At 73.7% G+C, this 12889-nt stretch carries 11 protein-coding genes and 1 pseudogene; 8 read left to right on the top strand and 4 right to left on the bottom strand.

What is annotated here, in order from left to right; genetic code table 11:
- The first annotated feature begins 43 nt into the window (after window positions 1–43).
- From ACNYC2_RS08385 to ACNYC2_RS08395, 3 genes are read left to right on the top strand one after another with little or no spacing between them, the layout of a single operon-like run.
- Entirely contained in the window at window positions 44–730 is a 687-nt protein-coding gene (locus ACNYC2_RS08385) for an NUDIX hydrolase (RefSeq protein WP_419706583.1), read from the top strand.
- On the top strand, window positions 727–1482 hold the full coding sequence (locus ACNYC2_RS08390) for a nucleotidyltransferase domain-containing protein (RefSeq protein ID WP_419706584.1): 756 nt from the start codon (window positions 727–729) through the stop codon (window positions 1480–1482). Before ACNYC2_RS08385 ends, ACNYC2_RS08390 begins: the two co-directional genes overlap by 4 nt.
- Window positions 1479–2411 carry a threonine/serine dehydratase gene (locus ACNYC2_RS08395; RefSeq protein ID WP_419706585.1) on the top strand — a complete coding sequence of 311 codons (933 nt, stop codon included), beginning with the start codon at window positions 1479–1481 and terminating at the stop codon, window positions 2409–2411. Before ACNYC2_RS08390 ends, ACNYC2_RS08395 begins: the two co-directional genes overlap by 4 nt.
- 16 nt (window positions 2412–2427) lie before the next feature.
- On the opposite strand, the gene ACNYC2_RS08400 is transcribed toward ACNYC2_RS08395, so the two are convergent.
- Together ACNYC2_RS08400 and ACNYC2_RS08405 are read right to left on the bottom strand one after the other, a co-directional pair.
- Window positions 2428–3138 carry a DUF4241 domain-containing protein gene (locus ACNYC2_RS08400; protein ID WP_419706586.1) on the bottom strand — a complete coding sequence of 237 codons (711 nt, stop codon included), beginning with the start codon at window positions 3136–3138 and terminating at the stop codon, window positions 2428–2430.
- A gap of 40 nt (window positions 3139–3178) precedes the next feature.
- Window positions 3179–4069 (bottom strand): aminoglycoside phosphotransferase family protein, encoded by an 891-nt coding sequence (locus ACNYC2_RS08405; RefSeq protein ID WP_419706587.1) that lies wholly within the window; start codon window positions 4067–4069, stop codon window positions 3179–3181.
- An 89-nt stretch (window positions 4070–4158) separates the two neighbouring features.
- On the opposite strand from ACNYC2_RS08405, the gene ACNYC2_RS08410 reads away from it, so the two are divergent.
- Together ACNYC2_RS08410 and ACNYC2_RS08415 are read left to right on the top strand one after the other, a co-directional pair.
- On the top strand, window positions 4159–4587 hold the full coding sequence (locus ACNYC2_RS08410; RefSeq protein WP_419706588.1) for a DUF1801 domain-containing protein: 429 nt from the start codon (window positions 4159–4161) through the stop codon (window positions 4585–4587).
- 125 nt (window positions 4588–4712) lie between these two features.
- Complete coding sequence (locus ACNYC2_RS08415) at window positions 4713–6764, top strand: HelD family protein (RefSeq protein ID WP_419706589.1); 2052 nt, start codon at window positions 4713–4715, stop codon at window positions 6762–6764.
- Between the two features lie 13 nt (window positions 6765–6777).
- Here ACNYC2_RS08415 and ACNYC2_RS08420 read toward each other — a convergent pair.
- A pseudogene (locus tag ACNYC2_RS08420) lies at window positions 6778–8231 on the bottom strand (GuaB1 family IMP dehydrogenase-related protein).
- A 184-nt stretch (window positions 8232–8415) separates the two neighbouring features.
- Between ACNYC2_RS08420 and dxs the strand changes: the two are divergent.
- Both dxs and ACNYC2_RS08430 read left to right on the top strand, forming a co-directional pair.
- Window positions 8416–10311 carry a 1-deoxy-D-xylulose-5-phosphate synthase gene (gene dxs, locus ACNYC2_RS08425; protein WP_419706590.1) on the top strand — a complete coding sequence of 632 codons (1896 nt, stop codon included), beginning with the start codon at window positions 8416–8418 and terminating at the stop codon, window positions 10309–10311.
- A 73-nt stretch (window positions 10312–10384) separates the two neighbouring features.
- Complete coding sequence (locus ACNYC2_RS08430) at window positions 10385–11464, top strand: carboxylate-amine ligase (protein ID WP_419706591.1); 1080 nt, start codon at window positions 10385–10387, stop codon at window positions 11462–11464.
- 55 nt (window positions 11465–11519) lie between these two features.
- On the opposite strand, the gene ACNYC2_RS08435 is transcribed toward ACNYC2_RS08430, so the two are convergent.
- Window positions 11520–11888: a helix-turn-helix domain-containing protein gene (locus ACNYC2_RS08435; RefSeq protein ID WP_419706592.1), complete on the bottom strand. Its 369-nt coding sequence runs from the start codon at window positions 11886–11888 to the stop codon at window positions 11520–11522.
- Between the two features lie 329 nt (window positions 11889–12217).
- Between ACNYC2_RS08435 and ACNYC2_RS08440 the strand changes: the two genes are divergently transcribed.
- Complete coding sequence (locus ACNYC2_RS08440) at window positions 12218–12883, top strand: GNAT family N-acetyltransferase (RefSeq protein ID WP_419706593.1); 666 nt, start codon at window positions 12218–12220, stop codon at window positions 12881–12883.
- Window positions 12884–12889 lie beyond the last annotated feature (6 nt).

The following is a 12889-nucleotide window of genomic DNA, read 5'->3' on the forward strand; positions in this document are numbered from 1 at the left end:
TCCTCTGTGCGGGGGCCTCGGGAACCGGAGTTAAGGTCGGGCAGTGAGCTCCTCCGCATCCGCACGCAAGCAGCTGGTCGCGCTCGCCGAACAGGGCTTCGACGGGCCGTGGCGGCACGCGCGCGGTGGCTTCACGAGCGAAGCCCGTCCCGCCTCGGTCCTCGTGCTGTTCGGCGTCCTGGACGACCTGGCCACCGACCGGGACGACCACGACCTCGCGGTGCCCGCCGACCTCGACGTGCTGCTGCTCGCGCGGGCCGCGACGCTGCGCAGCCACGCCGGCCAGGTCGCCTTCCCGGGCGGACGCGCCGACGACGGGGAGGACGCCGTGGCCGCCGCCCTGCGCGAGGCCGTCGAGGAGACGGGGCTGGACCCGGCAGGCGTCGAGGTGCTCGGCGCGTTCGACGAGCTGCCCATGCCGGTCAGCAACCACGTGGTCACCCCGGTGCTCGGCTGGTGGGCCCGGCCCACACCCGTCGGCGTCGTCGACGCCGCCGAGTCCGCGCACGTCTTCCGCGCCCCCGTGGCCGACCTGCTGGACCCCGCCAACCGCTTCACCACCGTGCTGCGCCGCGGCAACCAGACCTGGCGCGGCCCGGGCTTCCACGTGCACGACGGCGACCTCACCCACCTCGTGTGGGGGTTCACCGCCGGGATCCTGGACGCCATGTTCGACCAGCTCGGCTGGACCGAGGACTGGGACCGCACCAAGGAGCTCGGCATCTCGTGAGGTTCACGACCCGCACCCGCGACGCCGTGCGCGACGCCCTCGTGGAGACCGCCCGGGCGGACGACGCCGTGGCGGCCGCCGCGCTCGTCGGCTCCGGCGCCACGGGGCGCGAGGACGAGTGGTCGGACATCGACCTGGTGCTCCGGGTCGCCGCCGACGCCGACCCGGCCGACGTCGCGGCCCGGTGGACGGAGTCCATGTACGCGGCCCACGGGGCCGTGCACCACCTCGACGTCGTGGCCGACGGCGTGCTCTACCGCGTGTTCCTGCTCGCCGGGTCGCTGCAGGTGGACGTGTCCTTCTGGCCGTACGAGCGGTTCCGCGAGACGGTCGAAGGATTCCGGCTCCTGTTCGGCGAGACCAACCCGCCCGCGCACCTGCCACCGCCCGACCCGGAACGGCTGATCGGCCTGGCGTGGCTGCACGCGCTGCACGCCCGGTCCGCCATCGCCCGTGGCCGCCGCTGGCAGGCCGTGACCATGCTCGACGGCGTCCGCGAACAGCTCGTCTCGCTCGCCTGCCTGCGGCACGGGCTCAGCCCGCACCAGGGCCGCGGCGTCGACGGACTGCCCGCCGCCGAGCTGGACGTGCTCGCCGGTATCCGTGCGGCCGTGACCGGGACCGGGACCGCCGGGCTGCGGGCGACCCACGAGGCGGCCGTCCATGCGATCCACGCCGAGGCGGCGCGGCACGACCCCGCTCTGGCCGACCGGCTGGCTGGAGCCTTCGAAGATCTCAGGAGCACCCGATGACCGACGTGACCCGCGACGCCATCCGCGCCGCCGAGGCCCTGATCCGCCCGCACGTGCGGCACACCCCCGTGCTGGACGTCGACCTGGCGGACTTCGGCCGCCCCGCGCACCCTGTGTCGCTCAAGCTCGAGTGCCTCCAGCACTCCGGCTCGTTCAAGGCGCGCGGCGCGTTCACCAGCCTGCTCACCCGCGAGGTGCCCGACGCCGGTGTGGTGGCCGCCTCGGGCGGCAACCACGGGGCCGCCGTCGCCTACGCGGCCGCCCGGCTCGGCATCCTCGCCACGATCTTCGTGCCCAGCGTGACCTCGCCGGCCAAGGCCGACCGCATCCGCGGCTACGGCGCGAAGCTCGTCGTGGGCGGCGACCGGTACGCCGACGCGCTCGCCGCGAGCGAGGAGTTCGTCGCCGGCACGGGCGCGATGACGGTGCACGCCTACGACCAGCCCGAGACGCTGATCGGCCAGGGCACGCTCGGGCTGGAGATCGGCCAGGACCTGCCCGACGTCGACACGCTGCTCGTCGCGGTCGGCGGCGGCGGGCTCATCGGCGGCATCTCCGCCTGGTTCCGCGGCGACGTCAAGGTCGTCGCCGTCGAACCAGAGGGCTCGCCGACGCTGCACCGCGCGCTCGCCGCCGGCGAGCCGGTCGACGCGCCCACCGAGGGCATCGCCGCCGACTCGCTGGCACCCAGGCAGGTGGGCCGCCTCATGTTCCCGCTGGCCCAGCAGTTCGTCGCCGAGTCGGTGCTGGTCACCGACGACGCCATCGCGTCCGCCCAGCACTCCCTCTGGGACACCGCCCGCGTCGTGGCCGAGCCGGGCGGCGCGGCGGCGCTCGCCGCCGTCCTGTCCGGGAGCTACGTGCCGGAGCCGGGGGAACGGGTAGCGGTGCTGGTGTGCGGGGCCAACACGACTGCCGTGCGGTTCTGACCCGCGGCCGTACCGTTCACGCGCTGACGGTGACCGCGGCCTCCTCGGCGCCTTCGTCCTCGTCCTCGTCGTCCTCCGGCCCGGCGACCAGGAGGTCGATGTGCAGACCCAGGAGTGCCCCCTCGGCGTCGTGGGTGCTGACCACCGGGTAGAAGCCGTCGCCCCAGCCGGAGTGGCTGAGCACGATGTTCTCGCCGGCGGTGGCCAGCGGCAGGGTGATGTTGGCGCAGCCGTTCCGGTAGTGGTCGGGGTCGTCCTGGAGCGCGAACCAGGACCGGTCGGTGCCGTTGTCGAAGAGGTCCTCGTACCAGTCGGCGTCCCGGGGCGGCATGCAGGCGGTGACCGCCCCGGCGTCCGCGAAGGCCACCGTCCCCGCGTCGACGCCGACGCCGTAGAACTCGTCGCCGGTGGGCGGCTCGGCGCCGTCGGGCGAGACGAGCCGCACCTCGGCGACGGGAGCGGCGTCGGAGATCACGAGGGACAGGTACGCCTCCCGCGGGTGGCTGCCGTCCCGGTCCTCCGAGACGTCGGCGACCGTGACCCGCACCGGGTAGGAGCCCGGCGGCACGGTGGTGGCGAGGCCGTCACCCAGGGTGACGTACGGGTCGGACGCCTCGACCCGCCCCGACGGCACGTGCAGGACGCCGAGGTCGTGCACCGTCTGGGGGTAGGGCGTGCCGTCAGGGATGCCGGGCAGGAGGGCGAAGAGGGGCCTGAAGTAGGACATGCGAGGAAGGTAGCCGGAGTCACTGACAGCCAGGCATCGCTCAGCCGAACAGCTGCTCCATCGCGTGCTCCCCGACGCCGACCATGATCGGGTGCGTGTCCGGGTAGGAGAAGCAGATGGTCGTGTACAGCAGCGCCCAGCCCCGCGCGCGGCGCCACATCCCGGCGTCCCAGCCGCGGCCGTCCCGCGCCTGGGCGTCGACCACCCGGCGGAAGCGGTCCCGGCCCTCGGCGTCGAAGGTCAGCCACATCGCGCCGAGGTCCGACGCCGGGTCGCCGCTGGTCACGTCCCCGAAGTCGATCACGGCGGAGAGCCGGTCGCCGTCGGCCACCAGGTTGGCCGGGTGCGGGTCGCCGTGCAGCCACACCGGGACGCCGCCGTAGCCGGGGGCGTCGGCGGCGTCGGCCCACAGGTCGTCCGCCCGGTCCCGGAACCGCTCGGGGAGCAGGGTGACGCGGTCCTCGAAGGTCGCCGTCCGCTCCGCGACGGGGATCCCGCGGAACCTGTTCCCCGGGGCGTCCTCGGGCGCCGGCTGGTGCAGCGCGACGAAGACGCGCGCCAGGTGCTCGGCCCACGGTGTGCGCTCCGCCGCCGGGACGGTGGCCGCGGGGACGCCGTCGGCCCACCGCACGACGCCCCAGGGCCACGGGTAGCCGAGCGCCGCGCTGGGCGCGCCGGTGCGGACCGGGACGGGGACCGGCACGGGCAGCCGCGGGGCGAGCAGCGGGAGTACCCGGTGCTCGTTGCGCATGAGCTGCGCCCCGAGCTCGCGCCGGGGGAGGCGCAGCGCGAGGTCGTCACCCAGGCGGATCATCACGTTGTCCCAGCCGTTCGCCACCAGCTCCAGCGGCAGGCCGGCGAGGTCCGGGTGCTGCTCCTCGAGGAGCTCTCGGCTGAGGTCGACTGTGACGTCGAGGTCGGCGGCGACCACGGCGGCTCCTTCGTCTGGTGTCGTGCGCGGCGGGGCCCGGCCGGTGCGTGCCGAGCGGTCAACGGTACCGGTATGGCCATACTGGAAGCATGGCAACCACCTGGACCGACGAAGACCCCGCCGCCTACGTCGACGCCGTGCCCTCCGCCGTCCGGCGGCGCGACGCGCAGACCCTGCGGGACCTCATGGAGCGCGTCACGGGTGCGCCGCCACGCATGTTCGGCACCTCGATCATCGGGTTCGGCGAGTACCGGTACGAGTACCCGACGGGCCGCTCCGGGCATGCGCCCGCCACGGGGTTCGCGCCCCGCAAGGCGGCCACCACCGTGTACCTGGCGGACGGCGTCGGCGCCCACGAGGAGCTGCTGGCCGGGCTCGGCCCGCACACCACCGGCGTCAGCTGCCTCTACCTGAAGGACCTGGAGCAGGTCGATCTCGCGGTGCTCGAGGAGATCGTGCGCCGTTCCTGGGCGACCGTCACCGACGGGACGTTCGGGCAGCGGGCAGCGGAGTCCTGACGGCTCCCGGGACCGTGGTCGTGCGGTCTCAGGCGTGTCGGTACTTGTCAAGGAGTGTGTTAGATGGCCGGGAACGTTCCGTGATTCCTTTGCGTTGACCCCCAGGCCAACACGAAGGAGACCCGGTGCAGCAACGCCAGATCGAGCAGTCCGCCGAGCAGGATCACGTCGACGCCATGTACGCCAGGCTGGACGGCGAGGTGGCCCGCGTGAGCGCGGACCTCGACGACGCCGTACGCGCGTCGTCGACGGACCCGGAGGAGGCGTTCACCCGCGAGGTGCGTGTCCGCATGCTCAACCGCCGGGCGCGCACGCTGGGGTCTGCCGAGCACCACCTCTGCTTCGGCCGGATCGACCACGCCGACGGCCGCACCCTGCACATCGGCCGCACCGGCCTGAGCGACGGCGACGACCAGCTCCTCGTCGACTGGCGCGCCGACGCCGCGCGCCCCTTCTACGCCGCCACCGCCGCGCACACCATGGGGCTGCACCGGCGCAGGCACCTGCGCCTGGAGGGCCGCAAGGTCACCCGCGTGAGCGACGAGCTCCTGGACGGCGCGGAGCCCGGCCCGGAGGACCTCGTCGGGGACGGACCGCTGCTCGAGGCCATCGGCGCCCGGCGCACCGGCCGGATGCGCGACGTCGTGTCCACGCTGCAGGCCGAGCAGGACGCGATCATCCGGTCCGCGCACCGCGGCGTCACCGTCGTGGAGGGCGGACCGGGCACGGGCAAGACCGTGGTCGCCCTGCACCGCGCCGCCTACGTCCTCGCCGGCTTCGAGGAGGCGCGGGCCGACGGCGTGCTCGTGCTGGGCCCCAACTCGCGCTTCCTCGACTACATCGCCGAGGTGCTGCCGTCGCTCGGCGAGAACGACGTGGCGATGAGCACCGCCGACCGCCTCGTCGCCGACGCCCTCGGCGTGGACGTCGACACGGTCCCGGCGGTGGGCCACGAGCTGCGCCGCGCCGCCGGCGACGTGCGGCTGGCCGACGAGCTGGCCGAGACGGTCCGCTCCTACCAGGCCCCGGCGGGCACGCTGACCGTGCTGGTCGACGGCGACGCGATCACCATGGACGCCCACGCGCTGGCCGAGGCGCGGGCGACCGCGGGCGGCGCCGGCCTGCCGCACAACCAGGCCCGGTCGCTGTTCAAGGACCTCGTCGTGGACTTCGTGTCCGACGAGGTGCAGGCGCGCGCCCGGATCATGCTCGCCAAGCTGGACGAGGACATCGAGGTGCTGACGGGCGGCGTCAACGTCGACAAGGCGGCGGCGAAGGACCTCGAGCGGCTCGGGTTCGGCCCGGACGAGGGCGGCGCCTTCGGGCACGCCGCCGCGGTGGCGGAGCTCGACCCCGGCGCCCTGCGGGCCGAGCTCGCCGACGACCTCGCGCTCGAGCGGGCGGTCGAGGCCGCCTGGCCGCGGCTCGAGGCGGCGGACGTCGTCCTCGACGTGCTCGACCAGCGCCCGGAGCTCACCGTCGAAGGCGCACCCGAGGGCGCCTGGACCGCGGCCCACCTGCCGCTGCTCGACGAGGCGGAGCACCTGCTCAACGGCCCGCCCGCGCGGACGTACGGGCACGTGGTGGTGGACGAGGCGCAGGAGCTGACGCCCATGCAGTGGCGTTCGGTGCTGCGCCGCTGCCCCGGCCGGTCCATGACCGTGGTCGGCGACCTCGCCCAGGCCGGGCCCGCCACCGGCGCGGCGTCCTGGGCCGACGCGCTGGGCAGCGACCTGGCCAAGCGGGCGGACGTGCGCACCCTGACCGTCTGCTACCGCACCACCGCCGAGGTCCTGGCCGCGGCGGCGCCGCTGCTCGCGCAGATCGCCCCGCACCAGGCGCCCGCCGTGGCGGTGCGCAACGGTGACGAGCCGCGCCGGGTGACGGCGGACGGCGACCTGGTGCCCGCCGTCGTCGCGGAGGTGCGAGCCGAGGCGGAGTCGGACCCGGAGGCGCTCGTCGCCGTCGTGGCCGCTGACACCGCGGTCGCCGGGTTGGCGGCGGCGCTCGACGGCACGGCTGTCCGTGTGGTGCCCGTCTCCCAGGTGCGCGGCCTGGAGTTCGACACCGTCGTGGTGGCCGACCCGGAGGGCATCCGGAACGCCCGGCCGGGCGGCGAGCGCGACCTCTACGTCGCGCTCACCCGCCCAACCCGCCGTCTCGTGATCGTCGACTAACCCCGCAAGAGGGTTACCAGCTCGTCGGGACCGGGAGACCCTCCTGGTAGCCGGCGGCCGACTGGATGCCGACGACCGCGCGCTCGGAGAACTCGGCGAGCGAGCGCGCGCCCGCATACGTGCACGAGGACCGCAGGCCCGACGTGATCTCGTCCAGCAGGTCCTCGACGCCCGGCCGGGCCGGGTCGAGGTACATCTTGCCGGTCGAGATGCCCTCCTCGTAGAGCGCCTTGCGGGCGCGCGCGAACGCGGTCCCCGCACCCGAGTTGCGGGCCGCGACCGCGCGCGCCGAGGCCATGCCGAACGAGTCCTTGTAGAGCCGGCCTGCGCCGTCGGACTTCAGGTCGCCGGGCGACTCGTACGTCCCGGCGAACCAGGAGCCGACCATCACCTGCGACGCGCCCGCGGCCAGCGCCAGGGCGACGTCGCGGGGGGTGGCGCACGCCGCCGTCGGCCCAGACGTGCTTGCCGAGCTCGCGTGCCGCGGCCGCGCACTCCAGGACCGCGGAGAACTGCGGCCGGCCGACGCCGGTCTGCATGCGCGTCGTGCACATCGCGCCCGGACCCACGCCGACCTTGAGGATGTCGGCGCCCGCGGCCACCAGGTCGCGCACGCCCTCGGCGGTGACGACGTTGCCCGCCACCACCGGCACCCTCGGGTCGACGGACCGGACCGCCTCCAGGGCGGCGAGCATCTTGGTCTGGTGGCCGTGCGCCGTGTCGACGACCAGCACGTCCACGCCCGCCGCGAGCAGGTCCTTGGCCTTCGCGGCGACGTCGCCGTTGATGCCGACGGCGGCCCCGATCCGCAGGGCGCCGGACGCGTCCAGGGCGGGGGGAGTAGATCGACGAGCGCAGCGCGCCCTTGCGGGTGAGGATCCCGGCGAGGCGTCCGTCGCGCACCACCGGCGCCAGGTCGAGGCGCGCGGCGTGCAGCACGTCGAACGCGGCCTCCAGCCCGCCCGCGGTGTCCAGGAGCGCGGCGTCCAGCAGCCGCGGCTCGGCGGACATGACCTCGGAGACGCGCGTGAACCGGTCGACGTCCGTGCAGTCCGACTCGGTCACCACGCCGACGGGCCGGTCGTCCTCGACCACGACGGCCGCGCCGTGCGAACGCTTGCCGAGCAGGTTCAGCACGCTGTGCACGGTGTCGTGCGGGGAGACGATCACCGGCGTCTCGATGACCGGGTCCTTGGCCTTCACATCGGCGACCACGCTCGCCACGATGTCGGCGGGGACGTCCTGCGGGATGATCGCGATCCCGCCGCGCCGGGCGACGGTCTCCGCCATGCGGCGGCCCGCCACCGCGGTCATGTTCGCGACGACGACGGGGATCGTGGTGCCGGTGCCGTCGTCGGACGCGAGGTCGACGTCGAACCGCGACGTGACGTCCGAGCGGGACGGGACGAGGAAGACGTCGCCGTAGGTGAGGTCGGTGGCCGGGCTCTGCTCGGGGAGGAATCGCACGTTCACCAACAGTAAGGTCTTCTGCCCGTCGTGCCTATGAGTCCGGCCACATCGTTGTGGAGGTATCGGAGACAGGCAGGAGACAGGCGAGGTAGGCAGCGGTCCCGTGGCACAGTGGAGTGGTCGGCGACCCTTAGAGTGGGGCCCCGATTCCCCTGCTGAGGGGCATGACGAAAGGACGAGCATGGGCCTGCTGAGCGACATACGTTCGCCCGAGGACGTCCGGGCGATGACGCCCGGCCAGATGCCGGAGCTCGCGGAGGAGATCCGTCGATTCCTCGTCGAGAGCGTCTCGCGGACGGGCGGTCACCTCGGCCCGAACCTGGGCGTCGTCGAGCTGACCATCGCCATGCACCGGGTCTTCGACTCGCCGCGTGACTCCATAGTGTTCGACACCGGACACCAGGCCTACGTGCACAAGCTGCTCACGGGCCGCCAGGACTTCTCGGAGCTGCGCAAGCGCGGCGGCATGTCGGGCTACCCGAGCCGCGCCGAGTCGCCCCACGACATCGTCGAGAACTCCCACGCCTCCACCGCGCTCTCCTGGGCGGACGGCATCGCCAAGGCCAACCAGGTGCGCGGCAAGGACGACCACGTCGTGGCGGTCATCGGCGACGGCGCCCTGACGGGCGGCATGGCCTGGGAGGCGCTGAACAACATCGCCGAGAGCCGGGACCGCAGGCTCGTGATCGTCGTCAACGACAACGGCCGGTCCTACTCGCCGACCATCGGCGGGCTCGCGAACCACCTCGACACGCTGCGCACCTCCGGCGGCTACGAGGCCGTCCTGAGCTGGGGCACCCGGGCGCTGCACCGCTCCGGCGCGCCCGGACGCTTCGCCTGGCGCTGGCTGCACGGCCTGAAGAAGGGCCTCAAGGACGTCGTCGCGCCGCAGGGCCTGTTCGAGGACCTCGGCATCAAGTACATCGGCCCCGTCGACGGCCACGACGAAGAGGCCCTCGAGCGCGCTCTCGGCCGCGCCAAGGCGTACGGCCGCCCCGTGATCGTGCACGCCATCACCGAGAAGGGCCGCGGGTACAAGCCCGCCGAGGAGGACATCGCCGACCGGTTCCACGCCGTCGGCGTCATCCACCCCGAGACCGGGCTGCCCGTCGCGGCCAGCCGGTTCGGCTGGACCAAGATCTTCGCCGACGAGATCGTCAAGATCGGCCGCCGCCGGCCCGACGTCGTCGCCATCACCGCCGCCATGCTGCACCCCGTCGGGCTCGCGCCGTTCCAGGAGCAGTTCCCGGAGCGCACGTTCGACGTCGGCATCGCCGAACAGCACGCGGTGACCTCGGCCGCCGGCATGGCGTTCGCCGGGCTGCACCCCGTCGTCGCCGTGTACGCGACCTTCCTGAACCGGGCGTTCGACCAGGTCCTCATGGACGTCGCCCTGCACAAGGCGGGCGTCACCTTCGTCCTCGACCGCGCAGGCATCACCGGCGACGACGGCGCCAGCCACAACGGCATGTGGGACATGGCGATGCTGCGCATCGTGCCCGGCCTGCGGCTGGCCGCGCCCCGCGACGAGACGACGCTCCGCGGCGCGCTGCGTGCGGCCGTCGACGTCGACGACGCGCCCACCGTGGTCCGGTACCCCAAGGGCGCCGTGGGCGACGACATCCCGGCTGTCGAGGAGCTCGACGGCGTGGATGTCGTGGGGCGGTTCTCTCCCGTGGGCGGGGTCTCGACCGACGAGTCGGCGCGGCGGGTGCTCGTGGTCGGCGTGGGCTCGATGGCCGGCTGTGCCATGGAGACCGGCGAGGCGCTCGCGGCGCACGGCCTGGCGGTCACCGTCGCGTCCCCGACGTGGGTGCTGCCCGTGCCGGAGAACCTGGTCAAGCTGTGCGGCGAGCACGAGCTCGTGGTCACGCTCGAGGACGGCGTCGTCGACGGCGGCGTGGGCGACATGCTCGCGCAGCGCGCGAGCGAGCAGGGCATCGGGACACCGCAGGTCCACGTGGGCCTGCCGGTGGCTTTCCTCGACCACGCGAGCCGTGACCACATCGTCAGGGCGCAGCGCATGACCGCCGCCGACGCCACGCGCGACGCGCTCGCGGCGCTCGCGCTGGTGTGAGGGGCGAGCTGATCGGGAGACGTGTGAGACTTCCCTGGTGAACGGCACATCCTCGGTGAACGACAGGAGAACAGTGACCAGGCGGACCGTCGGCGTCGAAGAGGAACTGATGCTGGTCGGGCACGACGGTGCGCCGATCGCGCGGGCGCAGGACGTGCTCGGCAGCGCGGAGCCGGCCGACGGGCCGCTCGAGCACGAGTTCATGGAAGAGCAGATCGAGACGGCCACGCCGCCGCGCACGACGCTGGAGGAGATCGCCGCCGCGATCCGGGAGGGCAGGGCCGGCGCCCAGGCGGCGGCCGAGCGCCACGACGCGCGTATCGCGGCGCTCGGCACCTCGCCCCTGGCGTTCGCCGGCACGACGGTCGGCAAGCTCCGGTACCTCACGGCGCGCGCCGCGTTCGGGCTGACCGCCCGGGAGCAGCTCACGAGCGGGTGCCACGTGCACGTCGGGGTGGCCAGCGACGTCGAGGGCGTCGCGGTGCTCGACCGCATCGGGCCCTGGCTGGCCCCGCTGCTGGCCCTGTCCGCGAACTCGCCGTACTGGATGGGCGACGACTCCGGGTACGCGAGCTTCCGTTCGCAGGTCTGGTCCCGCTGGCCCACGGCAGGCCCGACGCGGGTGTTCGGCACGCCGGAGGCGTACCACTCGGCGGTCGAGGGCCTGGTCGCGACGGGGACGATCCTGGACCAGGGAATGGTCTACTTCGACGCCCGCCTGTCCGCGCGCTACCCGACCGTCGAGATCCGGGTGGCCGACGTGTGCCTGTCCGCGGACACCGCGACGCTGCTCGCCGCGCTTGCCCGCGGGCTCGTGGAGACTGCCGCGCGCGCGGCCGACTCGCCCGCACCCGACGTCCCGGTCGAGATCCTGCGCACCGCGCTCTGGCGGGCGGGGCGGTCCGGCCTGTCCGGCGAGCTCGTCGACCCGCGGACCTGGCGGCCGGCCCCCGCGCACGACGTCGTCGGCGCACTGGTGGACCATGTCCGCGACGCTCTCGCGGACATGGGCGACCTCGACACCGTCACCGAGCTGCTGGGCGTCCTCTGGTCAGGTGGTGACGGCGCCTCGCGCCAGCGCTCCTGGGCGGCGCAGGCCGACGGCGACCTCGGCGTGGTCGCCCGGCGCGCGGCGGACGCGACTCTGGAATGACTCGGCCCGGCCTAGTGGTCGAGCCTTCCTGGTGGTCGAGCCTGTCGAGACCTGCTCACCAGTAGTTCCCGGCCACGTCCCGCGCTGGCTTGCGGGGCTCTTTGACCAGCACGGAGACGTCGCAGCCGAAGAGCAGGGCGATCACACCGAGCTGATCCAGCGTCCAGGCCGTCTTGCCGCGGAACCGGTCGGAGACGGCCGCGCGGGACAGCCCGACCTCGGCGGCGATCTGCATCTGGCTCAGTCCGCGCCGGGCTGCCTCGAACCGGATCGCCGCCGCACACACGAGGGCGAGCCCGTCGCGGTACAGGTTCGGGGCGGGCCGCGGCCGGACCTCGGGTGCCGCCTCGTCGTCGATGTCCGGGTCCAGGGTGCCGTCGAAGAGCGGGTGACGCTCCAGCGGGTCGTAGTTGGTGCGTGCCATGGGACCAGGGTGCCGCCTGCGTCCGTCCAGCGTCGGCGGTCGTCCACAGGGCTGGAGGTCAGGCGCCTTCGCTCGTTGCCGGGCAGGCGCCGGGCAACGTATACCCCTGTGGCAGGTGCCAGGTCCGCTGAACTGCGTTCACCTGGGCTACGGCAGATCCGGCGCAACCGAACAGTTCAGCTGGGGCGAACTTGACGGGGCTGTGCCGAACAGAATTCAGCAGGCCTGGCACCTGCCACAGGGGCGTACCTCGCCTCCCGGGTCGCGCAGCAGGAGTGCAGCAGGAATTGAGTTTGCCCGGCACGGACCGGACCTGGAACCGTCTGCGCATGGACCTCGCCAGCGCCTTCCCGCCCTTCGGCCTCCGGGTCGTCTGCGGCGACCTCGAGCTGCGCCTGCCCGACGACGCCGAGCTCTTCCACCTGGCCGACGTCGCGGTGGCCGGTATCCACCCGCCCGAGCGGAGCCCGTTCCTCTTCCCGTGGAACGCCGGCGAGCGGGACGAGGTGCGGCGGAATCTTCTGCAGTACCACTGGTCGTCGCGCGGCAAGATGTCGCCGGACGCGTGGGCGCTGGAGCTCGCGGTGTTCCGCGACGGCGAGCCGATCGGCGTCCAGAGCGTGAACGCCACGGATTTCGGCGTGACCCGGTCCGCGGGGACCGGCTCGTGGCTCGGCCTGGTGCACCACGGCCAGGGCATCGGCAAGCGGATGCGGCTGATGGCGCTGCACCTGCTGTTCCACGGGTTCGACGCCGTCGACGCGCGGACCGAGGCCTTCGACGACAACCCGGAGTCCAACGGGGTGACCCGGTCGCTCGGCTACGCGCCGAACGGCGTCGGCGTGGTGGACAGGAAGGGCGAGGCCGCCACGGAGAACCGGTACCGGATGACCCGCGAGATGTGGGATGCGCGCCCGGAGGTGCACCGGCCGGACGTCACGCTGGAGTGCGTGGCACCGGTGCGGGCGATGCTGAAGATGGATCCCGCGCCGTAGCTCAGC

Origin of the sequence: Promicromonospora sp. NFX87, from assembly GCF_048564965.1 — a bacterium.
Taxonomy (GTDB): domain Bacteria; phylum Actinomycetota; class Actinomycetes; order Actinomycetales; family Cellulomonadaceae; genus Promicromonospora.

Coding starts and splice junctions, on each gene's coding strand:
- ACNYC2_RS08395 (WP_419706585.1), top strand. CDS start 1,479: ATGACCGACGTGACCCGCGACGCCATCCGCGCCGCCGAGGCCCTGATC.
- ACNYC2_RS08435 (WP_419706592.1), bottom strand. CDS start 11,888: ATGGCACGCACCAACTACGACCCGCTGGAGCGTCACCCGCTCTTCGAC.
- ACNYC2_RS08410 (WP_419706588.1), top strand. CDS start 4,159: ATGGCAACCACCTGGACCGACGAAGACCCCGCCGCCTACGTCGACGCC.
- ACNYC2_RS08400 (WP_419706586.1), bottom strand. CDS start 3,138: ATGTCCTACTTCAGGCCCCTCTTCGCCCTCCTGCCCGGCATCCCTGAC.
- ACNYC2_RS08440 (WP_419706593.1), top strand. CDS start 12,218: ATGGACCTCGCCAGCGCCTTCCCGCCCTTCGGCCTCCGGGTCGTCTGC.
- dxs (WP_419706590.1), top strand. CDS start 8,416: ATGGGCCTGCTGAGCGACATACGTTCGCCCGAGGACGTCCGGGCGATG.